We start from the raw sequence: 25639 nt of genomic DNA on the forward strand, positions 1-25639 counted from the left end.
TCGCGACAACCGGAATCACAATCCGGGGCTCTACCAACTGAGCTATAGCCACCATAGTTTTTTCACCGATCAATTCCTTCATGGAATTGGCACGCCCGAAAGGATTCGAACCTTCGACCTTTGGCTCCGGAGGCCAACGCTCTATCCAGCTGAGCTACGGGCGCATGCCCTATCGGCGGAGTGGAATAATACGTATATCACTGTAGATCGTCTAGTACTTTTTCAACTTTTTTTCTTGTTTGGTGTCTTTTTCAGCAATTAAAGCCAATAAAACTCGATTCTGGATGTGATAAACCCCTTGAAGCTGAAAACTTGTAGTTTATTGCGTTAACTTATCTGCTTATAATTAACCACTGTTTACATTGGTTTAACAGATAATAACTCTAAATTATCAATACGTGTGATAAGAAATAAGTAAGCACGTACTTACCTAGGGAAAGCAAAGTGAGTTTAATGGATATATCTCGACGCTTGGTATGCGTCCTGTTCACTATTTTCGGTCTATCATCTGCCGCATTTGCCGCAAACATTAGCCAAGAAGAATATGACGCTATTGCCGAACGCATAAAGCCCGTTGGTAGTGTTTATCTCTCTGGCGATGAGCCTGTAGCGGTAGCTCCAAGTGGTCCAAGAGATGGGGCTGCTGTGTACAACACTTTCTGTGTTGCATGTCATGCTTCAGGCGTAAGCGGTGCTCCTAAAACGGGTGACTCCGCAGATTGGGCACCACGTATAGCGCAAGGTGAAGACATTCTAAAAAAACACGCAATCGAAGGTCTCAATGCCATGCCACCTAAAGGGACATGTATGGATTGCTCAGACGATGAAATCGTTGCTGCTATTAATCATATGATTGAAGGCATGTAGAGCAATTAGCCTCAAAACATCACTATATGTCTGGCACTTCGTGGCTCTAAAAGTCAAGAAGTGCCCTCTAAACAGGCACTGTGTAACGAGCTTTCCAGCTTAGGTGCTGACAGAAATTCACGTTCTCGTGTAGCGAGCTTTAACGACTCAGCCAATTAGTATTAAAGCTCTTTAAATACACTAAAACCCCATCAACGACCTAAACTCTTCGCTTTTCAGCCTTTTGCTTTTTCGTCATGTGGCTTATTTACTTGATTAATAATCACCTGCAACTCAGGGGCATGATTTTCCTCTTCACCAAACTTTGGTAGCACCGGAGAATTAGAACCTTTAAGTAAGTCCATTCCTTTATCGGCTTTGTAAAGCTGTTCAGCACGGATATAATTGTATTTACGCTCAGTGATCTTATTCGCTGCAACGCCTGTACGAATAATCGTTGGTTTAATGAATACCATCAGGTTTTTCTTTTCAACACTATCTGTTGTCGACCTAAATAGCGCGCCTATAAGAGGGAGATCTCCGAGCACTGGGACCTTCGATTTACTTTCGACAGCACGTTTATCTATCAAACCACCAAGAACAATGATTTGACCATCGTTAACCAAGACACTGGTATTTAACTGACGCTTAGCAAATCGCACATCCACCGCGCCATTGGCAGGTAGTACACTAGACGACTCTTGCTGAATATTTAACTTAATCGCATTGCCTTCATTAATCTGTGGTGTCACCTTCAGCTTAATTCCTACTTCTTTGCGACTCACTGTTTGGAATGGGTTAGAGTTATTCGAACTCGCAGTAGATCCCGTCACTACTGGAACTTCTTCACCGACAATAATATTGGCTTCACTATTATCCAAAACCATAATGCTTGGAGAAGACAATATATCAGCACTAGAGTCAGTCGAAACCGCACTGATGAGCGCCGTCCAATCTCCCATAACTAGGCTAACCGCAGCCCCATTCACACTACTTAAAGTTGAGGACAAATCATCATATGACCCTGAGTTAGTCGATGAGTAGGTTTCCCATGAACTCGAATCAGAATCCCAATATGTTGTTGTCGTTGTTGTATCCTTAGCACTTTCAAGCCCGGTCATTACGTTTCCGACTGGCACTCCTGTATTACTAAATTGCACGACAGAACCACTGGATAGTGACCCCCACTGAACGCCAAGACTAATACCTTGTGACTCGCTCATTTCAACAATCATTGCTTCAATCAACACTTGAGCTCGACGAATATCCAGTTGCTTTATCATCGACTTTAATGCCTTCGTGATGGTGGGAGACGCGGTGATGACCAACGCATTGACGTCTTTATATGCATCTATTGCAACATCTGTAGATTTATCTTTACCTTTGGCGGCTTGTTCTCCTTCGAGCATCTGAGCAGCATGTTGCAATATCTTCACTAAATCCTCTGCTTTCGCGTACTTTAGGTACACCACTTGGATTTTTCCATTGGTGGCTAATTTTACGTCAAGCTGGTGGATTAAACGAACGATTCTCGCTCTTGAATCAGGGTTCGCTGAAATTAATATTGAATTAGTTCTTTCATCCACCACTAACTTAGGTTGCATACTGCCAGATACGTTTTGAGATTTATCGGATTTAATCAAAGACTCAACAGTACTCTTAACCTGAGCAGCATTGGCATTTTTAAGCTCAACTATCTTCACATTTTTATTGCCAATTTGATCAACGCGCCGAATAATTTCAACCAGCTTATTGACTGTGTTAGCCCGCCCAGTGATTAGAATAATATTAGATGGGTCAAAATGAACAACATTCCCAGCTCCGGCATTATCGATAAGTTTACTTAAGATGGAAGATAGCTCTTTCACCGACACGTTGTGTACACTGACCACCCTAGTAATGACTTCATCACTGAAATTCGCCTTCTCATCTCCAAAAAGAACAGGAACCGATGAAGTTTTTGCATCTTTCGCTCTTACAACTTTCACCACCCCGTCGGGCAATGTAATGGCTGCAAATCCGTAAGCCTCTAAAACATTTAAAAACAAACTGTAATACTGCTTTTCATTCAGAGGCTCATAGCCTCTAACGTCTATCTTCCCATTCACAGATGGGTCAATGATGACAGTTTTCCCTAAGTTTCTCCCTACACTATCAATAAACTCTTGAATCTCAGTACCTTGAAAATTCACTGTGTACTGTTCTGCAAATGCCAACATAGGAATGGTTAACAAACTAAGAACTAATAACCAGACACTTTTTTTAAACCAAAACTTCAACTTTCCTTCCTCTACCTGCTAAAAACTGGACAGGCCTTATAAGCCAACATTCAACCACTACCTATCACTAAGATTGCAGACATAACAAATTGTTATTGATATCCCTTGGAGTCCCTTCATTGAATTATCTAGGTTGATAAAATCTCATCCATTTATCTTTTTGAGGTATTGTCAGTTATGAGGAGAAAAACGATAAAGAGTTCCGAACATCATATGGAAAATTTTTAACCTATTGTTAAAGCTGGGGGAAGCAAGAGAACTAAGAAGTGGCAACGGGTTCTACACCGACGTTGGCGCACTTTTCTCACAGTAGAATAAAAGCGTTAATACAAACGCCCTTTAGATAAACACTTTATCTAAAGGGCTAGAACTAATAGGAAATTTGGTTATTCTGATTATTGCGGGAACAATGACTGTTAAAAAGTCAGTTCAGTTGAACTTCCATGCGAGTGGCATTTATTTCTTAAACATCGCTTTCAAGTTGGCGATATGAGCTTGCCCCTTTTCCATTCTCTCTTCTTGAGAAACAGGCTTCTTGTTGGCTTCCCATTCAATATCATCAAATGGCAGCTCATCTAAGAAACGGCTCTGAGTGGGTTTAATAAGCTCACCAAATTGACGCCGCTCCTTACAAACAATAAAACTTAATTCTCGTTGCGCACGAGTAATACCAACGTACATAAGCCGTCTTTCTTCGTCTATTTCATTGTCATCGATACTCGTTTGGTGTGGCAAGATGCCCTCTTCCGCACCAATCAAGTAAACATACGGAAACTCCAACCCTTTTGAAGCGTGCAGAGTCATCAACTGAACAGCATCGGTATCTTCGTCTTCTTCCCCTCTTTCCATCATATCTCTGAGAGTTAAACGTTGAACCACCTCTTTTAGCGTTTTCACTTCTTGATCGTAGTTATCTCCTTCAAGATCAGCCACTATCCAAGAGTAAAGATCTGAGACATTTTTCATTCTCATCTCTGCTGCTTTGGCGCTGGTTGACGTTTCGTAAAGCCAATCTTCATAGTTGATATCACGAACTAAAGACCGAACGACTTCTACAGTATTGCCTCTTTCGGCATTGTCTGACATCTTAACTAGCCAACTGGTAAATCGGCGCAGGTTTTCTAATCCCCGACCGGTCAGGTGCTGCTCTAGACCTATTTCAAAGCTTGCTTCGAACAAGCTTTTGCCACGCATATTGGCGTATGTGCCCAGTTTTTCTAATGTGGCTGGGCCTATCTCACGCCGTGGCGTATTGACGATGCGCAGAAATGCATTGTCATCATCTGCATTCACCAGAACTCGCAAATACGCCATGATGTCTTTAATTTCAGCGCGAGCAAAAAATGAAGTGCCGCCAGACAGCTTGTAAGGCACTCGGTTTTGCATTAGATACTTTTCGATTAGGCGAGATTGGTGGTTACCTCGATAGAGTATCGCGTAGTCTCGATACTCGGTTCGATTGAGGAATTTGTGTGCGATAATTTCCCCGGTAACTCGCTCTGCTTCATGCTCTTCGTTCTTAGCCAAAAGTACTTTGAGCGTCTCACCTTCTTGGATTTCAGAGAATAACGTCTTTTCGTAAACATGGGGGTTATTCGCTATCAGTATATTGGCTGCACGTAATATCCGGCTAGTTGAGCGGTAGTTTTGCTCAAGCTTTATAAGGCGCAAATTAGGGTAGTCCTGTCCCAATAGCACTAGGTTTTGTGGTTTCGCCCCTCTCCATGAATAAATTGACTGGTCGTCATCGCCAACCACTGTCAATCGGCCGCGCTCTCCCACAAGCAGCTTTACTAACTCATATTGGCTGGTATTGGTATCTTGATACTCGTCTACCAACAGATAACGAATTCGATTTTGCCAGCGTTGACGAACTTCTTGATTACGTTTAAGTAGAGTAACAGGGAGAGAGATAAGATCATCAAAATCTAGCGCGTTATAAGATTTCATCTGAATTTGATACATCTCATAGCAAAATGCGAATAGCTCTCCCTGTTCCCCTTGCGCTTGAGTCTTGGCTTGTTCTGGAGAAGTGTTGTCGTTTTTCCAATTTGAGATAGCGCTCATGAGCTGGCGCAGTAAATCTTTATCGCCATCAAGCTGCTTTTCCGTCAGCTCCTTCAATAAAGCCAATTGGTCTTGATCATCAAAAAGAGAAAAGCCAGCCTTCAAGCCAAGCTCTTTATATTCTCTCCGAATAATATTAAGACCTAGAGTATGAAAGGTGGAAATCATCAAACCGCGTGTTTCATTCTTACCTAACGTTTGTGCAACCCTTTCTTTCATTTCTCGGGCTGCTTTGTTGGTGAAGGTGACAGCAGCAATATTTCTAGCTTTGTAGTCACACTGCTGAACAAGGTACGCGATTTTGTTGGTAATAACACGAGTCTTACCAGACCCTGCTCCAGCAAGCACTAGGCATGGTCCAGAAACATATTTAACTGCTTCATTTTGTCGCTCGTTCAGCTTCATCTTGATCTCTAATCTGGCTATTTATTGGCGCTTATCTTAATCGTGAGTGTAAGTGATTACTATTAGAATCCGTAATTCGCCAACACAATTAAATGGTTTTACGCTGTATTTAGGGAAAGAAATCTCGCCTACATGCTCACAAATTCCTGTCATAATAAGTGGTTATATTCTATTCGTTTCTACACTAGTACATGGACATCAACGTTTATCTTAGGAAGGAATATGCGCTTAATTCAACCTAGTATCACCGCTGTGTTCTCCTTAGGACTGTCATTTTCATCTATAGCTAGCTATACCGTTACCTCTGGTAGTGGAGAAGATATCACCGATAAAATTTTGAAAAAACGCAGTACGAATTGCGCAGATTATGTCGGTCAATATACGGCAACAGCAAAAGACATAAATGAGCGTCAAACTCGAACAGCTTACTTAACCATTTTGGTGGAAGGAAACAAATGCAGCTTCCAAAGTAACGCGATACCCAATCACTCGTACAACGATGGGGAGCGCTCCTTTCCCAATGAGGTGACACCGCAAAACCAAAAGTATCAAGTTACGCAAAGCCCACAATTTGCTCCGTCAGTAACACCTTTATCATTAAGAACTGATAACGCAGTTTTTTTAAATGGTGTCAAAGTCGATTTACTCGCTGCCGGTTGCTACGGTGTCGGCAACGGGAAGATTGGTTGTTTTAATATGAGCCAAAAGTGGCGATATGATCCAGCCGCCACTTATAGTGACTTCAAAACCGACTCTCACAATGCTCACGCTCAACCAGATGGTACTTACCATTATCACGCAACTCCCAATGCACTATTCATAAACAACAATAAACAGATCTCACCAGTGATCGGCTTTGCTGCCGACGGCTTTCCAATATTCGGCCCTTTCTTTGATGACAGTGGCGCTATCCGCCCAGCAAAGTCAAGTTTTCAACTTAAAAAAGGCAATCGACCTTCGGGTTCTGGTAACCCTGGAGGCCAATATGATGGAACCTATCGTGATGACTACATCTTTGTTGCTGGCTCAGGGGATTTAGATGAATGTAATGGCATGACACTCAATGGCCAGTATGGTTATTATGTAACAAATAGTTACCCATACGTTATAAATTGCTTTAAAGGAACACCGGACCAATCCTTTAATAAGCCCAAGCCTGGTCATCATTCTCACGAAAGGCCAAGACCAAGAGGCCATCATAATAGGAAAGGAGCTCCCCCGCCGCAGCGTGGCAGCACATGGAACTAATTGATCGAAAGGAAACCTAAAAGCAAATAATTTGCTCAAAATGCAATCTTTACTTGCATCTATATACTGTATTTATACTATAATGAATGAACGTTCATTCACTGGTAGTTTTAGGTTGACCCATGTCCATTACGGAACCTATTGATAAACGTCAACAAATCTTGGCTGCTGCTGAAAAGCTTGTTGCTGAGTATGGAGTCCAAGGCTTTTCAATGCACAAGCTTGCGAAAAGTGCTGGTGTGGCCGCAGGCACGATTTATCGCTACTTCTCCGATAAAGATCACTTACTCAACGAAGTGAGACTTTCGGTCATTACAAGAGTAGCAGAGGTTACACAATTTGGTTTGAGTGACGATATGCCACTTAAACTCCGGTTTCGAACTATCTGGTTTAATATATGGAAATTTGCTAGTTCAAACGTAGAAACCATAAGCAATCGAATGCAATATGAGTCACTGCCAACAACATGTAACTATAACTTGCGCGAGCAACATTGGCAGGTATTCACGGAAGTGCATAAACTTTTCAATCAAGGTAAAGAACAAGGCCTGTTTAAACCCCTTGATAACGAAATTCTTGCTGTACTAAGTTTTGAAGCAAGTGTTGAGCTGGCTCGTAAACATGCATTGGGCTTCTACGAAGCTAATGATGATGTGCTTGAGTCAACTTTAGAAGCTTGCTGGGATGCAATAATCACTCACTAATTTGGAGTTCTGAATAGAATGAAAAAGTGGACCTTGATAATGCTATTGATAGCGCTGGTACTCTTCGGCAGCGTTATCGGTATCAATATGTTTAAAGAGAAGAAAATATCAGAATTTTTAGCGAATAGGCCTGAACCAGACTATCCAGTAACGGTAGTAACGGCAAAGGCAACGAACTGGAAACCTGTCATTCAAGCAATCGGCTTTATTGAACCTCATCAGGGTGTCACTGTTTCCAGTGAAACTAGTGGTGTAATCAACAAGATTTCGTTTGAATCAGGGCAGAAAGTAACAGCAGGCCAACCGCTTGTAGAGCTCGATTCAGATATTGAAATCGCGAACCTACAAAGTTCTGAAGCAAACCTCCCAGCCGCTGCTGCCAAATACAAGCGCTACAAAGACCTCTATCAAAAAGGCTCTGTATCACAAGAAGCTTTCGATGATGCACAGGCAAGCTACTTATCTCTAGTTGCGCAAATTAAAAGCCTCAAAGCCACTATCGATCAGCGTAATATCAAAGCTCCATTCTCTGGTGTACTCGGTATTCGTAACGTCTATCTTGGTCAGTATGTTCAGTCTGGTACAGAAATTGTTCGACTGGAAGACACCAGTGTGATGCGACTTGTCTTCACTATCCCTCAAAACGACATTTCTAAAGTCAAAGTTGGCCAAGAAGTTGATATTTCCGTTGATGCCTACCCAAACCAAGTATTCAAAGGTTCTATCAAAGCGATTGAACCTGCCGTTGATTCACAGAGTGGCTTAATTCAAATCCAAGCTGATATCCCTAACAGCGACGGTAAGTTACTGAGCGGTATGTTCGCTAGAGCGAATATCCTTCTTCCAGAAGTGCCAAATCAAATCACTCTGCCACAAACCGCTATCACCTATAACTTATACGGTGACAATGTTTACATTGTGAAAGACGTCAATGGTGTGAAACGCGCGAAACAAGAGGTGGTTACCGTTGGAGAGCGTACTGGTGGAATTGCCCATATTCTTAGTGGTGTAAAACCTGGAGACGTGGTGGTGACATCTGGCCAGATTCACTTGTCTGGCGATTCTAAGGTGAGAGTTGTTAAAGACACTGCCACCAACCCACCAGCTAAAATACCAATGCTGTAATTGGAGGATTCATGCGCTTTACAGATGTTTTCATAAAACGTCCAGTTTTAGCGGTATCGATCAGTTTCTTAATTGCGCTGCTTGGTCTACAAGCAGCCTTCAAGATGCCCGTTCGACAATACCCTAAAATGACAAACACTGTGGTTACTGTAACCACAAGCTACTATGGTGCGAGTGCTGATACCATCCAAGGGTTTATCACTCAACCATTAGAGCAAGCCATCGCTCAGGCCGATAATATCGACTATATGACATCGTCCTCAGTACTGGGCACTTCAACCATTACGGTGAACATGAAGCTCAATACTGATCCGAATGCTGCGCTTGCCGATATCATGGCGAAAGTAAACTCAGTTAAATCTCAGCTACCAAGCAATGCAGAAGATCCCACGGTATCGGTATCTGCTGACTCCAGTACTGCGGTTATGTATCTGGGCTTTACGAGTAAAACTCTAAATACCAGCCAGTTAACGGATTATTTGGAACGAGTCGTTAATCCTCAGCTTGTCACAGTAGGTGGTGTTTCAAAGGTCACCATGTACGGTGGTACTGATTACGCACTGCGCGTTTGGTTAGACCCTGCCAAAATGGCAGCGCTGAATATCACTGCGACTGACATTAACAACGTATTGCAAGAGAACAACTATCAATCCGCAGCAGGTCAGGCAACTGGCTTATTTGTTCTGTATAACGGTGATGCCGATACACAAGCCAATACAGCAGATCAGCTGGAAAAACTGGTCGTTAAAGAAGACGATGGCAATATCGTTCGTCTGGGTGACGTTGCTAAAGTCACTCTGACGAAAAGCCGTGATACTTTCCGTGCCAGTGCAAACGGTGAGCAAGCGGTTGTTGCTGCAATCAACTCAACCCCAACAGCAAACCCAATAAATATTGCTAAAGATGTTCGTAAGATGCTGCCTGATTTGGAGAAAAACCTGCCAAGCACCATCCAAATGCGAATCATGTATGACTCAACGATCGCTATCAATGATTCTATCACTGAAGTCATAAAAACTATTGGTGAAGCAGCACTTATTGTACTTGCTGTAATCACTCTATTCTTAGGTTCTTTCCGAGCCGTTATCATCCCAATTGTGACTATCCCACTGTCACTCATTGGTGTGGCAATGGTCATGCAAATGTTTGGTTTCTCTTGGAACTTGATGACATTGTTGGCCATGGTTCTCGCCATCGGTCTGGTGGTGGACGACGCCATTGTGGTGTTAGAAAACGTTGACCGGCATATAAAAATGGGAGAATCGCCATTTAGGGCAGCTATTATAGGGACGAGGGAAATAGCTCTACCAGTAATTGCGATGACGTTAACCCTCGTTGCCGTTTATTCACCGATAGCCCTAATGGGTGGTTTGACTGGCTCGTTATTTAAAGAGTTTGCCCTAACCTTAGCTGGCGCCGTATTTATATCAGGCATATTGGCGTTAACCCTCTCGCCAATGATGTGCTCAAAAATGATCAAGGCGAATCAAAAGCCAAGTAAGTTTGAGAGTAAAGTACACTCTGGTTTAGATAAACTGACAGACAAATACGAAAGAGCGCTTTCCGCTATCATGAAACACCGCCCTGTTGTGATTGGGTTTGCTGTCATCGTGTTTGCTGTATTGCCAATATTGTTCAAGTTCATACCTAGTGAACTCGCACCAAAAGAAGATAATGGTGTGTTTATGCTGATGGGTACAGGGGAAGCAAACGCGAACTTGGACTATCTCAGTAACACCATGAATGACGTGAACAAGATTCTATCTAAGCAGCCAGAAGTGAAGTTCTCAATGGTATTTACGGGTGTACCTGAATCTAACCAAGCTTTAGGTATCGCAACTCTAGTACCATGGGGCGATAGAACGGCGAGCCAGGCTGAAATTGCTAAACGCGTTGGTGAAGAAGTGAAAGACATCCCTGGGATGAACATCGCGGCGTTCCAGATGCCAGAGCTTCCGGGTGCAGGTTCAGGGTTACCAATCCAGTTGGTTATCTCTACGCCAAACTCATTCCAAAACTTGTATAGTGTTGCGACAGAAATGCTCGATAAGATTAAAGCAAACCCAATGTTTGTCTTCTCCGAGCTGGATCTGAACTTCAACTCTGCGACGATGAAAATCAACATCGACAAAGAGAAAGCGGGTGCATACGGCGTGACCATGCAAGATATCGGTAAAACGCTCAGTACCATGATGTCAAATGCTCAAATTAACCGCGTTAATATCGATGGCCGCTCTTATGAAGTGATTCCTCAAGTTGAACGTAAATGGCGCTTAAACCCTGAATCATTAAAGCAGTACTATGTTCGCTCTTCAAACGGGAAAGAGGTTCCTTTGAGTAGCTTCGTGACAATCAAAATAGTCGGAGAACCACGTGCCCTGCCTCACTTTGATCAGCTAAACTCAGCTACCATCAGTATGATGCAAGCCCCAGGCACCGCTATTGGTACCGCAATTGATTGGGTACAACAGACAGCAGCATCAACACTACCGAAGGGCTATAGCCACGCTTACCTAGGTGAGTCTCGGCAATATATGGCTGAAGGTGATGCTCTTTACATGACATTCGCTTTAGCTGTCGCGATTATTTTCTTAGTCTTGGCAATTCAGTTTGAGTCGTTAAAAGATCCAATAGTCATCTTGGTATCTGTACCACTTGCGATATGCGGAGCCTTGGTAGCACTCGCTTGGGGGGCGTTCTTTGGAATAGCATCAATGAACATCTACTCTCAAGTTGGATTGATAACCTTGGTTGGTTTGATTTCCAAACACGGTATCTTGATATGTGAAGTAGCAAAAGAGGAGCAGCTACACAATCAACGCTCGAAAATGGAAGCCGTAATGATTGCAGCGAAGACCCGTCTTCGTCCAATCTTAATGACAACTGCAGCGATGATTGCAGGTTTGATACCTTTACTGTACGCAACGGGTGCTGGTGCACACGCTCGTTTCAATATCGGCTTGGTTATCGTAGCTGGATTGGCGATAGGTACAATCTTTACTTTGTTCGTATTGCCAGTTATCTATACCTTCCTTGCAGAAAAACACAAGCCTCTGCCAATATTTGTCGAAGACAAAGATTTGGAAAAGCTTGCGCGTATTGATGAAGCGAAGGCCGCATGCAAGCAGTTAAAAGAAAGTGATAACCCTTCTTCTTAGCTTGAATCAAGCATTCAACTTCAATCAAAGGTCACTTCGGTGGCCTTTTTTTTAACCAGCTAACGACATTTGCTGCCTAATTCAATAAAATGTCATCAATAAAATAGGAGCGGTAAATCCATGTTTGATCCAAAGAAACTAGAACAGATAGCGAAGCAAATTCATGACTCGATGCCTCAACCCGTAAAAGATTTAGGAACGGATGTTGAGCAGAAGGTTCGCCAAGTCATTCAAGGCCAATTAAACAAGCTTGATGTCGTTAGCCGTGAAGAATTTGACGTGCAGACTCAAGTTCTCATGAGAACAAGACAAAAGCTCACAGAAATGGAGCAAAAGCTCTCTGAACTAGAAGCTAAATTAGACAAAGGTGAAGAGTAGCAGCTCAGTCTACACTCTGTTTAAAAAATAAACAGCAGAAAAGAAAAAAGCTTGGTCAACGGCGACCAAGCTTTTTATTTTTGATGTGTTTGGTTGTATTTATATTTAACCAATTTAAGTGGCTCTAAGCCATCTCTACTGTATTGATTAGCGTTAAGTTAATAATTTTAACGCTTTGTTACAATGACGAACTTCAAACTTTTAACAAGACGCCATCATAACTCTGTCATTAATAGTGATTAACCGCCAACAGAGATGCGCTTCATATCTGTCATGTAACCACGTAGCTCTTCACCAATGTACTCTACTGGATGATTACGAATCGTGTCATTTACTTCGATTAAACGAGAGTTATCTACTTGGTTAGATTCTTCACCAAGGCCGCGACCAATAACGTCAGTCGATACTGTCGGCATAAACTTCTCGCGTAACAATGGCGTTGCTACGTGAGCAAATAGATAAGTACCGTATTCCGCAGTGTCAGAGATAACAACATTCATTTCATATAGACGCTTACGCGCAACTAGGTTCGCGATTAACGGCAGCTCATGTAAAGACTCATAGTAAGCGGATTCATCAATGATGCCAGAAGACGTCATTGCTTCAAACGCAAGTTCAACCCCAGCACGAACCATGGCAATCATCAGAATACCGTTGTCGAAGTACTCTTGCTCAGAGATTTCAACGTCAGACTCAGGGCTAGTTTCGAAAGCCGTTTCACCCGTCTCTTTTCTCCAACGAAGCAAATCTTTATCGCCTTCAGCCCAGTCAGCCATCATAGTGCTTGAGAATTTACCAGTGATGATGTCATCCATATGCTTGTTATATAGAGGACGCATAAGGTCTTTTAGCTGCTCAGAAAGCTCAAACGCTTTTATTTTTGCAGGGTTAGACAACCTATCCATCATATGAGTGATACCACCGAACTTGAGCGCTTCAGTAACCACTTCCCAACCATACTGAACAAGCTTACTTGCGTATCCAGCATCAATACCATCAGCAATCATTTTTTCGTAGCAAAGGATAGAACCTGTTTGCAGCATGCCACAAAGAATGGTTTGCTCACCTAGTAGATCAGACTTAACTTCAGCTACGAATGAAGACTCAAGACAACCAGCGCGGTGACCGCCTGTACCAGCCGCCCATGCTTTGGCGATGTCCCAACCTTCACCTTTTGGATCGTTCTCTGGGTGAACAGCAAGCAGAGTTGGAACGCCAAAACCACGTTTGTATTCTTCACGAACTTCAGTACCAGGACATTTAGGTGCGACCATAACAACCGTCAGATCTTCACGTATTTGCATGCCTTCTTCAACAACGTTGAAACCGTGAGAGTAGCCCAACGCAGCACCGTTTTTCATTAATGGCATAACCGTTTCAACAACGTTGCTATGCTGCTTGTCTGGTGTTAGGTTGATAACTAAATCTGCTTGAGGAATTAGATTTTCATAACAATCAACCTCAAAGCCGTTGTCTTTTGCATTTTTGAAAGACTGGCGCTGCTCATCAATTGCAGATTGACGTAAAGCGTAAGAAACATTCAGCCCAGAATCACGCAAGTTAAGACCTTGGTTTAAACCTTGAGCTCCACAACCGACAATTACTATCTTTTTCCCTTTAAGAAAATCTGCTTCAGTTGCAAATTCTTCTTTGTCCATAAAGCGGCAGCGGCCTAGCTGATCTAGCTGCTGGCGTAGGTTTAGAGTATTAAAATAGTTCGCCATTTTCGTATCCTAATCGTAATTTGTTGGTATTTGCTTTTTAGGGACTCACCGGCTGAGTACCAAAGATGGAATTCATATTAGTATCAACGCAAGCTTGCTTAAAGTGATATATTTACAATAAGTAATTGCGATTTTTGCAAGAAGGAAAAAGCTATAATGAACCTAAAACTTTTGACGTTATTCATTCACTTATGTGATAGCAGAAGCTTTCAAAAGAGTGCATTAGCAATGCATATGAGCCCTTCGGCATTAAGTCGACAAGTACAAAAGTTAGAAGAAAGCATCGGTCAAACTTTGTTCATTCGTGATAACCGCTCGGTGGAGCTGACTAGAGCTGGAGCTAAATTACTGCCCGTAGCGATGAAAATCGTCGCCGAATGGACTCAATATTTAACTCAATTTACTCAAGACACTCATATATTAACGGGTGAAGTAAGGATTTTTTGCTCTGTAACAGCGAGTTATATATTCCTGCCAGAATTAATTTCTGAGTTTCGATTACATCAACCTCTAATCGAATACAAGCTGACAACCGGCGATCCTATCCATGCTGTCGATCAAGTAGTTTCTAATGAAGCGGATATATCGCTAACTATCATACCGGATGTTTTGCCTCCAAAGCTGGAGTTTAAAGTGTTTGGAGAATACGCTTTCTCAGTGATTGCACCCATTGGCGTAAATACTTTCAGTGAAGAGCTACAAAAAGACTCTCCAGATTGGGAAAAGATCCCATTTATTATTCCAGAGCTTGGAACCACTCGAGAAAGAGCAAACAGATGGTTTAAGCAGATGAAGTTTAAGCCAAAAATATATGCTCAGGCAGGTCATGAAGCCATAGTAAGTATGGTTTCACTAGGATGCGGGGTTGGCATTGTCCCAGATGTCGTTCTTTCTTACAGTCCTGTGAAAGAAAACATCCAAAAGTTAAATGTAGAGCCACTCAAACCTTTTAAACTTGGGTTATGTTGCCAAAAATCGAATCTTAGCAACCCACTGATTCAAGCGCTATGGAAAATAGCTTCCGACATGTCTTTCTCTATATCACCTTAGAGAATTGCTGTTGGCGTTGCCTATTTCGCATATATCTATCGAAACACATACAGATATTGCGAATGAGTAATCTTCCTCTTGCTGTTACTTCGATGCTTGCTGAATTCGCCGTCACCAACTTATCTTCAATGAACGGCTCTAGTTGCGCTAAGTCTTCTTTGAAATAGTCATCGAACTTAATGCCATAGGCAGACTCAACATCAGCTTTGTTTAAATTGAAGTTACAGATCAACTGCTTGATAACATGGCTTCTTATTGAGTCATCTTCATCAAGTACTACACCGCGCCACAAAGCATGGCGCTCTTCGTCAATTTGGCTACGGTATTCTTTTAAGTTTTTACGGTTTTGAGAGTAAACATCACCGATCATTGATATCGCCGATACACCAAATCCAACAAGATCACAGTTGCCTTGAGTCGTATAACCTTGGAAATTTCTATGCAGTTCACCATTTTTTTGTGCCATTGCGAGTTCATCTTCAGGCAAAGCAAAGTGATCCATACCAATAAACTGGTAACCCGCCTTGGTCAAGCTAGCAATGGTATCTTGCAATATTGCCATCTTTTCTTCTGCTGGCGGTAAATCTTCATCATTAATCTTACGCTGAGCAGCAAACACATTTGGCATGTGAGCGTAATTAAATACAGATAAGCGATCGGGCCTTAGAGAAAGAACCTTAAAGATAGTCTCGGAAAAAGATGCCTTCGTCTGTTTGGGTAATCCATAAATCAAATCTAAGCTAACGGATTCAAAGCCTAATTTTCGCGCTCGATTAATAAGCGCGACAATGTGCTGCTCATCTTGCTCCCGATTGACTAACTTTTGAACGGTTTTATTGAAGTCTTGAACACCAATACTCAGACGATTAAACCCTTCTTCAACAAGATGATCGAGCCTATCCAACTCGAACTCTCTCGGGTCAACTTCGATACTAATTTCAGCTTTTGCTATAAAGTCGAACTCATCTCGTAGAGTCGCCATCACACGAGATAGCTGCTCCTTAGTTAAGTAAGTTGGCGTACCACCACCGAAATGCAATTGCGCAACTTCTCTCCCTTGCAGTAAAAAAGCGCGTTGCCTGATTTCGTGAACGAGAACATCAAGGTAGTCATTCACCTTTTGTTCTTGCCGAGTGATAAATTTGTTACATCCACAGTAGTAACAAAGTGTGTGACAAAATGGAATATGGATATATAGAGAAAGTGGCCTGTCAGGATATTGTGTACACGCCATATCCAAGTCAGAAATAGTGAAAGCCTCATGTAACTCTAGGGCAGTTGGATAAGAGGTATAACGTGGCCCAGTTTGGTTATATTTTTCAATAACAGCCTGATCCCACACTATGTTCTGGCTTAATTCAACTTGCTGAGACATAAAGTTTTCCATCATTTACTTCAAAGTGCCAACGTTATTGGCGCGATACTAAATTGTTAATATGGGGGCATTTTGCCACACACTACCCGATAACATTGCCATGCGATCCAAATTTCGACAAAAAACATTCGTAGCTGCTAGCGCGATCACTCATCTAATATAATGAGCTTGATTATATCGCCCTTATACCATCTGAACGGCAATTTGATCGTTTAGAGGCTTCACTCGACCCTTTAAGTGTTTTAGCTCTTCTACGACAACGTCATTTAACCGAGCTTCTGCCTTATTACGAGTCAAGTTTTGCTTCATTCGCTCTTTTTTAGGTAGCGCTTGCCGCTCCTCACCACGAGCCATATCTTTGACGATATAGTACAACTCACTAATGGCAGGATACTCTCGAGAAAAGTCTACCCTGTCTTCACCTTGAACATAATCCATAATGTTGTATACACGAATACTGATTTCTGACAAATCACACTGACCTTGTATACCCGCCATACACAATGTGGTCACGTTATCGTATATATTGGCGTTACGCTGACTGATAGCAAGCTGATGATGTTTAGCCCGAAGCTTGTTTTGCTTCCTAAGAAGCAGTAACAAATAGCCAGCATAAATAGCTAAACCACATACAATTAAGCCACCAATAACAGCAAGTAACGTCACGTTCATCCTAAACCTCTAGTGTTTAAAGTCGTCCAAGTCTACATTTTCAAAACTATCGAGCAAGTCTTGCTCACTTTTCGATTTAGATGCTTTTTCAGCTCGTACAGGAACTTCTTTTTCAGCCTCTGGCCCAAGCTCATCTTCTTCGTCAATATATAGACCCAATTGTTTCATTAAAGTTTCTATTCGGTCTAGCTTCTCATCAACGTAGTTTTGCAATCCCGCTCCCAGCTTTTCACCCTGCTCAATGCGAGTAAGAAGTACGTTCAACTGAGCATCATTTTCTAACATTTCTAGCTCTTTTTCTGCTGACTGTTTCTTCTCTTGCTTAGTTGGCTTTTTAGTGTCAATAACAAGTGGTATTTTCTTCTTGCTACCAACACGTGGATCGAGTTTTTGCTTACCAGAAGCTAATTGAGCTTCGCTGGCTTCTGAGTTGCGGTTTCCGGTCTTTAGACCTTTACGCTTTTTTAATTTCTTACGCAGGCGACCTTCAACGTCTGATTCGGTGCGATTGCGCGTGACAATCAAGTCTACATCGCCAGTGGAACCTGGTTTTCTTGATTTCTTTTTACGACTCATTACTGGTTTTCCTCAGTAAGATTACATCATTACCTATAAATTCTAGCTGGAGCTTGTCTCGCTTCGCTAAAAACTCAAATGTTTGGCGACTAAAAAAGATCACATGCGTGCGATCATTCTTGTAATGCCAGTTAGAAAAAGCTTCGACATCTATCACTAATTTTGTCATTAAACCGAGCCAACCACTAGGTTTCAAGCTATTTATCCATTGTTGCCAAACAACATCTGGTCGATAAACGTGCTCGATTACCTCTGTTGCAGTAATAAAGTCATACTGCTGCTGCAGTACACTTTTATCAGGATAGAAGTAGAGATCATACAACTCCACATGATGCCCGGCTTCTGCCATCATTAAGGATAATGTCGGCCCTGGCCCACATCCAAAGTCTAACCCATGCGACTTGGGTAAAAGCTTCTCCTGCAAAGGAGTAGCAAGTCGAGATAAAAATCTTCGATACCCTGCATCTTCAGAGTTGTTTTCATGTAATTCATATTCCGCTTTTTCGTCTTTTTCATTCAGACGCTGAGTGGGATCGACATAGACCAAATGGCAATCCAGACACTGAAAATAATCGCGCCGCTTATCGGTATGAAAGTGGCGTGTCTCTTCAGATTGACATAATGGGCAGTGATACATGCTCTGTTCCTCATTTAGGGATGCGAAACATATCAGAAATCTGGACTTGTGTGGAGTGTTATTGGTTTATTTTTCAGCAAATCGGACTGTATAGAGACTGTAGAAAAACTAGGTGAAAAGCTAAAAATGTATTAATGGAAAAGATTGGCAATAAAAATGCCCCGATAAATATCAGGGCACCGATAAAAAACTTATTGATATAGCAATTAGTTAGTGAAGACCACCGACATATTGAGATAGCACTTCAATATCTTCGTCTGTGAGCTTTTTCGCTATATCACGCATCATCTCGTTCATATCGTTTGCTCTAGTACCAGCTCGATACTCTACAAGTTGGAGCTTAATATACTCAGCTTGTTGCCCAGAAAGTCTTGGGATACCTGAAAGCTTAGCACCATGTCCTCTCGGTCCATGACAAGCAATACAAGCGGTTAACCCTCTCTCCTCATCACCACCAGAATATAAGGCTCTGCCTTGCGCTACCACACTCTCAGGTGTAGACCCTTCTTTGGCTGGAAGAGAAGCATAATAAGCGGCAAGATCAGCCATGTCCTGATCAGACAGTGGCAGCGCCATTGCTCCCATAACAGGATTGTTTCGACCTTGCTTACCACCAGTTTCCATTGCTAGCTTGAGGTCACGGAGTTGTTTCTCTAAATACTTTTCATGTTGACCGGCAAGATTGGGGTATATGCCCAAAAGACTATTGCCATCTGTACCATGGCATGCGGCACAAGTTGCGGATTTCGCTTTACCAGCTTCGATATTACCTTGAGCCCATAAGGCACTGCTGGCTAAAAGACTTACGATTAGCACTAATTTTTTCATGACATTCCATTATAATTATCTGGCTTCCATTACCACTCCGCTATGTCACTCATGCTACAATAGGCGACTTTATGCCGAGCATGATTATTTTACACATAATCACATAAAAGTAATCAATCAATAACACAAAGTCGAGATGGAGTTAACAGTGAGCGTAAAAATTAAGTATCAAAACACGCATTTCATCACCAGTGCGCCTGATATCCGTCACTTACCGGAAGATGAAGGTATCGAAATCGCGTTTGCTGGTCGCTCCAATGCAGGAAAATCCAGCTCCCTTAATCGGCTGACGAACCAAAGAAGTTTAGCAAAAACCAGTAAGACTCCGGGTCGTACCCAGCTGATCAATTTGTTCAAAGTTGATGAAGGTTGCCATATAGTCGATCTTCCCGGATATGGTTTTGCTCAAGTGCCACTAGAAATGAAAAAAAAGTGGCAAAAATCATTAGGTGAATACCTACAGAAAAGGACCTGTTTGAAAGGCTTAGTCGTACTGATGGATATCAGACATCCGATGAAAGACTTAGACCAGCAGTTAATTTACTGGGCTGTGGATTGCGATATCCCAGTACAGGTATTGCTAACTAAGGCGGACAAACTGAAAAGTGGCGCGCGCAAAGCACAAGTTCTTAAAATTCGTGAAGCTGCACTCGCATTTGGTGGCGATGTCAAAGTTGATGCCTTCTCATCATTGAAAGGTCTTGGTGTCGATGTTTTACGCAACAAACTCGACCAATGGTTTGCTCCTGCTTTTGAACAAGTCGATGACCTAAACGTAGAGCAAGCAGATCCGCAAGACGATGAAGAGTAAATAAACAATTACTGCAACTTTATAAATACATGTTGGCCGCAGCCATTTGGCCAACATTTCAACCCTCACCTACTAGATTCAGCTCTCACCGAAACATAAGTATCCATACTGATATACAAAGAGAGAAGTGTACCCAAAACACAATTTTCGTATATTTATTACAGTTTCGAATCATATTGTCATTTTAACTAAAATAACCAAAAGATAGGCTTTGCTGGCTTAAAGAAAGGGTTATTGGGTTTTATAGCGCCCAAATAAAAAACGCCCCAGTCAAATACTGACTGGGGCGGCTGAATCAGCCTAATCCAATAACGTGAAACAAAAGGTCTGAAAGATAGAACATCTTACCTCTGTACCCTACGCCTCTTAATGTACAACAATTGATCGCAAAGTAAAACAGTTTATGTAATTTTTTTTCATTATTTTTTTATAAAAGAACAATCCTTTTCGTTTTGTTAGTGTGCTTGGTCCCAGTTATCGCCATGGCCCGCCTCGGCAACGAGTGGTACATCGAGCTCGGCAGCAGACTCCATCAATTTTTGTATCTGAGTTTCAATTTCTGCCAATCTTGACTCTTTCACTTCAAAAACCAGTTCATCGTGCACTTGCATCAGTATACGAATATCTCCCTGACCTTCTCTTTCAATCCATTCATCCACAAGTAACATCGCTTTTTTGATGATATCAGCCGCTGTTCCCTGCATAGGCGCATTGATAGCAGCACGCTCAGCTGCTTTTCTGCGCATCCCGTTACGAGATTTAATCTCTGGTAAATGTAATCTCCGCCCAAAGATAGTTTCAACGTATCCATACTCCGATGCGAGACTGCGAGTATCTTCCATATACTGCATAACACCCGGATACCTTTCAAAATATTTATCCATATACCCCTGCGCCTCACCTCTCGGAATGCCGAGCTGCTTTGATAAACCAAATGCACTCATTCCATAGATCAGACCAAAGTTAACCGCCTTAGCTCGACGTCTCTGCTCGCTGGTAACATCACTGATATCTACACCAATAATCTCCGCTGCGGTAGCTGCGTGTATATCCTTACCTTGCTGGAAAGCGTCAAGAAGAGCTTGGTCCCCAGAGAGGTGAGCCATAATACGTAGTTCTATTTGCGAATAGTCGACCGCCAGTATTTTGTAGCCGTGAGGAGCGACAAAAGCCTGTCGGATACGTCGCCCTTCTTCATTGCGGATAGGAATATTTTGCAAGTTTGGATCTGTTGAAGAGAGTCTGCCTGTTGCTGTCACCGCCTGATGATAAGAGGTATGCACTCTACCTGTCGTTGGGTTAATCATTTTTGGCAACTTGTCAGTATACGTAGATTTCAGCTTGGCCAAACCACGATACTCAAGTAGCAATTTAGGTAATGGATAATCCAAGGCCAACTCTTGCAGCACTTCTTCGTTGGTAGATGGTGCGCCCGACGGGGTTTTTTTAATTACAGGTAGACCCATTTTCTCAAACAGTATCGCTTGCAGTTGCTTTGGTGAGCTTAAGTTAAATTCTTGCTCAGCCAATTCATACGCTTTTTGTTCCAGCTCATCCAATCGAACGGCAATTTCTTGCGACTGGGCAGAAAGCAACATGTCATCAATCAACACGCCCGTTCGCTCTATTCTCGATAAGACAGGCACTAACGGCACTTCAATATCTTGATAGATTGAGTTCAACTTCTCATCTTTAACCAGCGATTGATTTAAACAATTGTGTAGTCGTAATGTGACATCCGCGTCTTCAGCAGCGTACGGCGATGCTTGTTCAAGGTCGATTTGGTTAAAAGTCAGTTGCTTTTTGCCTTTGCCAGCAATTTGCTCAAAAGAGATACAACTATGCTGAAGGAAACGAAGTGCTAAGCTATCCATATCATGCTTACCACCTACGCTATTTAAGACATAGGAAGCCAACATGGTGTCATATCGAATGCCATTAAGCTCAATATCGTAACGAGCAAGAACACTAGCATCGTATTTAAGATTCTGACCAACCTTGTATTGTTCACAGTCTTCTAAGACCGGCTTAAGCTTGTCTAGAACCCAATCCCTATCGAGCTGCTTTGGAGCATCAAGGTAATCATGGGTCAATGGGACATAAGCCGCTTTCCCTTCTTCAACAGCAAATGATAATCCAACAAGGTTAACCACCATATAATCCAAGCTATCGGTCTCGGTATCAAAGGCGAACACTTCTGCTGCCTTTAACTTTTCTAACCACTGGTTAAATGTTTCTTCATCTAAAATGGTTTCGTATTGGCTGCGATCGATTTCAACTGCTGTAGGTTCAATAGCATTTGGTTCTGAGCTAGCCAATGACTTTTTCCTAGAATTTTCTGCTACATCGTCACCACTAGAGCCTTCTAGTATTTCGTTCAACCAAGACTTAAAGACTAACTGTCCATATAACTTTGTTAGCTCGTCCTGATTAGGAGCAGTCTTTACTAGAGATTGAGGTGTGTCCTCTAATGCAACATCAAGCTTAATCGTCGCCAGCTGATACGAAAGATATGCGTTATCTTTATTATCCACTAGCTTTTTGGCCATAGTCTTAGAACCACGAAACCCTAAAGCAGCAATATCATCCAAGTTTTCATATAGCTTGTCTAAACTACCGATACCTTGTAAAAGCGCAGTAGCCGTTTTATCTCCCACTCCAGGGACACCCGGGATGTTATCCACTTTGTCCCCCATCAGCGCTAAGTAATCAATTATCAGCTCTGGTGGTATTCCGAACTTCTCGATCACTCCTGCTCTATCTAACACCACGTTGGTCATCGTATTGATCAAGGTGACGTGTTCATTGACAAGCTGAGCCATATCCTTGTCACCAGTACTGATCAGCACCGGAATACCCGCTTGAGATGCCTGGTGGGACAACGTTCCAATAACATCATCTGCTTCGACTCCTTCGATAGAAATCAAAGGCAACCCTAACGCTTTTATAATGTTGTGCAATGGCTCTATCTGACAACGTAAATCATCGGGCATAGGAGGACGGTTCGCTTTGTACTCTGGGTACATGTCATCCCTAAACGTTTTACCTTTCGCATCAAACACGACAGCAATGCGATCGGACGGGTACTGGCGCATCATACTACGCAGCATGTTAACGACGCCATACACAGCATTGGTAGGAATGTCACCATTGCTCATTGTGCCTGGATATGCGTGAAACGCTCTGTAAAGGTAAGAAGATCCGTCGATCAGTATCAGCGGGTTGTCTGGAATAAGAGCCATTGTCTAATTAATCCGAAATTGAGAACGAAGATCTGCTTAGGATGCCACGACTGAAATCATGAATCCACGACGTTGTGCGCGTTCGAGTTTTGATCGATTAAAAATAAGCGGGTAGATCTAATTTTCTTTTGTGGATAACTCTGTTTATACAATTTTGTAGTTTGTCCAAACAGTAAGAATGACTAACCAAATAATCACTATAACCTTATGTATTTTATATACATATTATAAGATCGAGTCTTTTTTAATTGATCTTAAGATGATCAATTGCTGTGGAAAATCCTGTACCGCTCTTTTGTCTGATAGATAGCTAGCAAAATAGCAGGCAATAAAAAAGCGACACCAAATAGATGTCGCCTAGCATAACCAGTAAACCTTACGAAATGTGATTGAGTAAGCTTTACCAAAAGCTATATAAATTACACTGGAAGCAATGTGAGCAATGTCGTATCTAACAATCAGGCTTCGCCTTAATTCCTAAACACAACACTAATAATAATCATTCTCATAAACATGTCAACACTAAATGAGAAAAAATATCATTTACGTTTAATATATCACAGCTTCTAAGTACTAATCTACACCTTCACTATCAGCTAACCACTGAGCCACATCTTTAGCGAAATAGGTCAAAATACCATCCGCACCAGCTCGCTTAAAGCAGAGTAGCGACTCAAAAATCGTTTCTTTCTCTTTTAACCAACCGTTAGCAATCGCGGCTTTGTGCATCGCATATTCACCAGATACCTGATAAGCAAAAGTTGGTACTTTAAGCTCAGATTTTACCCGGCGTACAACATCTAAATACGGCATGCCTGGTTTCACCATTACCATGTCTGCCCCTTCATTGATGTCCATAGAGACTTCATGTAGTGCTTCGTCGCTATTTGCCGGGTCCATTTGGTAGTTTTTCTTATTGCCACCTTTTAAGTTCGCGCTAGAACCGACAGCATCTCGAAAAGGGCCGTAATAGTTAGAAGCATACTTGGCAGAGTACGCCATAATCTGTGTATTGATATGCCCAGCTTCCTCAAGCGCATCCCGAATTTTACCAATTCGACCATCCATCATATCCGATGGAGCAACAATATCTGCGCCAGCTTCAGCGTGAGATACTGCTTGCTTTATCAGTACCTCAGTGGTTTCATCATTTAACACATACCCATCGTCATTGATAATGCCATCCTGCCCATGAGTGGTGAAAGGATCGAGTGCAACATCCGTAATCACACCTATTTGTGGTATGTGTTCCTTTAACTGTCTGACAGCTCTTTGCACAAGCCCTTCTGGATTATATGCTTCAGATGCACACAAGCTTTTTGCATCCTGATTCACTACTGGGAATAGAGCGATTGCTGGCACACCCAAATTAGCAAGGTGTAATGCCTCTTCAAGCATTAAGTCTATCGATAACCTTTCAATGCCAGGCATAGACTCCACCGTCTCTCGACGGTCCTTACCCATAAGAATAAACATTGGATAAATTAAGTCATTTACCGACAACTGGTTTTCTGCCACCAATCGACGGCTAAAATCAGTGTTACGAGTACGGCGCATGCGGCGTTGTGGGAATTGACCTTGAATGGATACAGACACACTTGTCTCCTTGTCAGATAATTGGGACAGTGGAAATAATATCACTCTTCCTATGCAGATTGGTGCAATTTACGAAAAATGATCTCACGCTCACACTGCCGTATACTTGGTAGAAAATCGACAGTAACGGCTACTTAACTATTATGATAGATACCCACGCTCATATATATGCCAATGAATTTGATCAAGATCGAGATGAGGTAGTGCAGAGAGCGCTAAGCCAAGGAATCGATAAAATCTTACTGCCCAACATCGACTTAGATTCAATTTCACCAATGTTAAAAACTGAAGCAGACTACCCTGAAGTCTGCCGTTCTATGATGGGACTTCATCCTTGCTACGTAAAAGAAGATGTCAAAGACACGTTAGTCACCATATATTCTTGGTTTGATAAGCACGACTTTATCGCGGTAGGCGAAATCGGTATCGATCTCTACTGGGATAAAACATTCCGTAAAGAGCAAGAATGGGCGTTTGTTACTCAGCTCAATTGGGCAAAGGAAAAAAAACTTCCTGCCGTTATCCATACTCGAGACTCAATGGATGAAACATTATCCCTACTAAAAAACGAACAAGATGGCTCACTGAGGGGGGTATTCCACTGCTTTGGCGGCAGTACAGAGCAGGCTAAAGCAATTAATGATTTAGGGTTCCATGTTGGCTTAGGCGGTGTATCAACATTTAAAAATGGCGGTATGGATAAGGTCATTCCGCACTTAGATATGAACTTTGTTATTTTGGAGACCGACTGCCCTTACCTTGCTCCTGTTCCTCATCGAGGAAAACGAAATGAACCAGCCTATACTCAACTGGTCGCAAACAGACTCGCTGAACTCAGAGATATCAGTGTAGAGCAAATCGACCTGATAACAACACAAAATGCTAAGCAGCTCTTCAACCTCGATTGATGCAGGTTAA

General features: G+C 42.3%; 20 protein-coding genes and 1 tRNA gene. 9 read left to right on the top strand and 12 right to left on the bottom strand.

Going from position 1 to position 25639, the window contains the following annotated elements; all coding sequences use genetic code 11:
- Positions 1–87: 87 nt before the first annotated feature.
- A tRNA-Arg gene (locus ACM2FC_RS20280) sits at positions 88–164 on the bottom strand.
- Between the two features lie 289 nt (positions 165–453).
- On the opposite strand from ACM2FC_RS20280, the gene ACM2FC_RS20285 reads away from it, so the two are divergent.
- Positions 454–867 (top strand): c-type cytochrome, encoded by a 414-nt coding sequence (locus ACM2FC_RS20285; protein ID WP_498482854.1) that lies wholly within the window; start codon positions 454–456, stop codon positions 865–867.
- Positions 868–1082: 215 nt separating this feature from the next.
- On the opposite strand, the gene gspD is transcribed toward ACM2FC_RS20285, so the two are convergent.
- On the bottom strand, positions 1083–3125 hold the full coding sequence (gene gspD / locus ACM2FC_RS20290) for a type II secretion system secretin GspD (protein ID WP_498482855.1): 2043 nt from the start codon (positions 3123–3125) through the stop codon (positions 1083–1085).
- Positions 3126–3581: 456 nt separating this feature from the next.
- Positions 3582–5597, bottom strand: coding sequence for a DNA helicase Rep (gene rep / locus ACM2FC_RS20295; protein ID WP_498482856.1), 2016 nt, complete (start codon positions 5595–5597; stop codon positions 3582–3584).
- 222 nt (positions 5598–5819) lie between these two features.
- On the opposite strand from rep, the gene ACM2FC_RS20300 reads away from it, so the two are divergent.
- The 5 genes from ACM2FC_RS20300 (at position 5820) to ubiK (ending at position 12210) form a co-directional block, all read left to right on the top strand.
- A complete protein-coding gene (locus ACM2FC_RS20300) occupies positions 5820–6845 on the top strand; it encodes a YHYH protein (RefSeq protein WP_498482858.1) in 1026 nt (341 codons plus the stop codon).
- Positions 6846–6967: 122 nt separating this feature from the next.
- Positions 6968–7549, top strand: a complete 582-nt coding sequence (locus ACM2FC_RS20305; protein ID WP_498482860.1) for a TetR/AcrR family transcriptional regulator — start codon at positions 6968–6970, stop codon at positions 7547–7549.
- An 18-nt stretch (positions 7550–7567) separates the two neighbouring features.
- Positions 7568–8674: an efflux RND transporter periplasmic adaptor subunit gene (locus ACM2FC_RS20310; RefSeq protein WP_498482861.1), complete on the top strand. Its 1107-nt coding sequence runs from the start codon at positions 7568–7570 to the stop codon at positions 8672–8674.
- A gap of 11 nt (positions 8675–8685) precedes the next feature.
- Entirely contained in the window at positions 8686–11832 is a 3147-nt protein-coding gene (locus ACM2FC_RS20315; RefSeq protein WP_498482862.1) for a multidrug efflux RND transporter permease subunit, read from the top strand.
- Positions 11833–11952: 120 nt separating this feature from the next.
- Positions 11953–12210, top strand: coding sequence for a ubiquinone biosynthesis accessory factor UbiK (gene ubiK, locus ACM2FC_RS20320; protein WP_498482863.1), 258 nt, complete (start codon positions 11953–11955; stop codon positions 12208–12210).
- Between the two features lie 239 nt (positions 12211–12449).
- Here the strand turns inward: ubiK and ilvC are convergent, their stop codons facing one another.
- On the bottom strand, positions 12450–13934 hold the full coding sequence (gene ilvC, locus ACM2FC_RS20325) for a ketol-acid reductoisomerase (protein ID WP_498482864.1): 1485 nt from the start codon (positions 13932–13934) through the stop codon (positions 12450–12452).
- A gap of 156 nt (positions 13935–14090) precedes the next feature.
- Between ilvC and ilvY the strand changes: the two genes are divergently transcribed.
- On the top strand, positions 14091–14984 hold the full coding sequence (gene ilvY / locus ACM2FC_RS20330) for an HTH-type transcriptional activator IlvY (protein WP_498482865.1): 894 nt from the start codon (positions 14091–14093) through the stop codon (positions 14982–14984).
- On the opposite strand, the gene hemN is transcribed toward ilvY, so the two are convergent.
- From hemN to ACM2FC_RS20355, 5 genes are all read right to left on the bottom strand, one after another.
- Complete coding sequence (gene hemN, locus ACM2FC_RS20335) at positions 14971–16359, bottom strand: oxygen-independent coproporphyrinogen III oxidase (RefSeq protein WP_498482866.1); 1389 nt, start codon at positions 16357–16359, stop codon at positions 14971–14973. The two genes, ilvY and hemN, sit on opposite strands and share 14 nt — an antisense overlap.
- Positions 16360–16542: 183 nt before the next feature.
- Positions 16543–17031: a DUF2489 domain-containing protein gene (locus ACM2FC_RS20340; RefSeq protein ID WP_498482867.1), complete on the bottom strand. Its 489-nt coding sequence runs from the start codon at positions 17029–17031 to the stop codon at positions 16543–16545.
- A gap of 9 nt (positions 17032–17040) precedes the next feature.
- Positions 17041–17607, bottom strand: coding sequence for a Der GTPase-activating protein YihI (gene yihI, locus ACM2FC_RS20345; protein ID WP_498482868.1), 567 nt, complete (start codon positions 17605–17607; stop codon positions 17041–17043).
- A complete protein-coding gene (locus ACM2FC_RS20350) occupies positions 17597–18244 on the bottom strand; it encodes a class I SAM-dependent methyltransferase (protein ID WP_498482869.1) in 648 nt (215 codons plus the stop codon). The genes yihI and ACM2FC_RS20350 overlap by 11 nt, the downstream gene beginning before the upstream one ends.
- 210 nt (positions 18245–18454) lie before the next feature.
- On the bottom strand, positions 18455–19072 hold the full coding sequence (locus ACM2FC_RS20355; RefSeq protein ID WP_498482870.1) for a c-type cytochrome: 618 nt from the start codon (positions 19070–19072) through the stop codon (positions 18455–18457).
- 148 nt (positions 19073–19220) lie between these two features.
- On the opposite strand from ACM2FC_RS20355, the gene yihA reads away from it, so the two are divergent.
- A complete protein-coding gene (gene yihA / locus ACM2FC_RS20360; protein ID WP_498482871.1) occupies positions 19221–19883 on the top strand; it encodes a ribosome biogenesis GTP-binding protein YihA/YsxC in 663 nt (220 codons plus the stop codon).
- A 295-nt stretch (positions 19884–20178) separates the two neighbouring features.
- Here the strand turns inward: yihA and spfP are convergent, their stop codons facing one another.
- From spfP to hemB, 3 genes are all read right to left on the bottom strand, one after another.
- On the bottom strand, positions 20179–20226 hold the full coding sequence (gene spfP / locus ACM2FC_RS20365) for a small protein SpfP (RefSeq protein WP_438356636.1): 48 nt from the start codon (positions 20224–20226) through the stop codon (positions 20179–20181).
- Between the two features lie 112 nt (positions 20227–20338).
- Positions 20339–23125, bottom strand: a complete 2787-nt coding sequence (gene polA / locus ACM2FC_RS20370; protein WP_498482872.1) for a DNA polymerase I — start codon at positions 23123–23125, stop codon at positions 20339–20341.
- 573 nt (positions 23126–23698) lie between these two features.
- On the bottom strand, positions 23699–24721 hold the full coding sequence (gene hemB / locus ACM2FC_RS20375) for a porphobilinogen synthase (protein ID WP_498482874.1): 1023 nt from the start codon (positions 24719–24721) through the stop codon (positions 23699–23701).
- Between the two features lie 143 nt (positions 24722–24864).
- On the opposite strand from hemB, the gene ACM2FC_RS20380 reads away from it, so the two are divergent.
- The gene (locus ACM2FC_RS20380; protein ID WP_498482875.1) at positions 24865–25629 is read left to right on the top strand and encodes a TatD family hydrolase; all 765 of its coding nucleotides are present in this window, start codon (positions 24865–24867) and stop codon (positions 25627–25629) included.
- Positions 25630–25639 lie beyond the last annotated feature (10 nt).

The organism is Vibrio sp. A37, assembly GCF_059777565.1.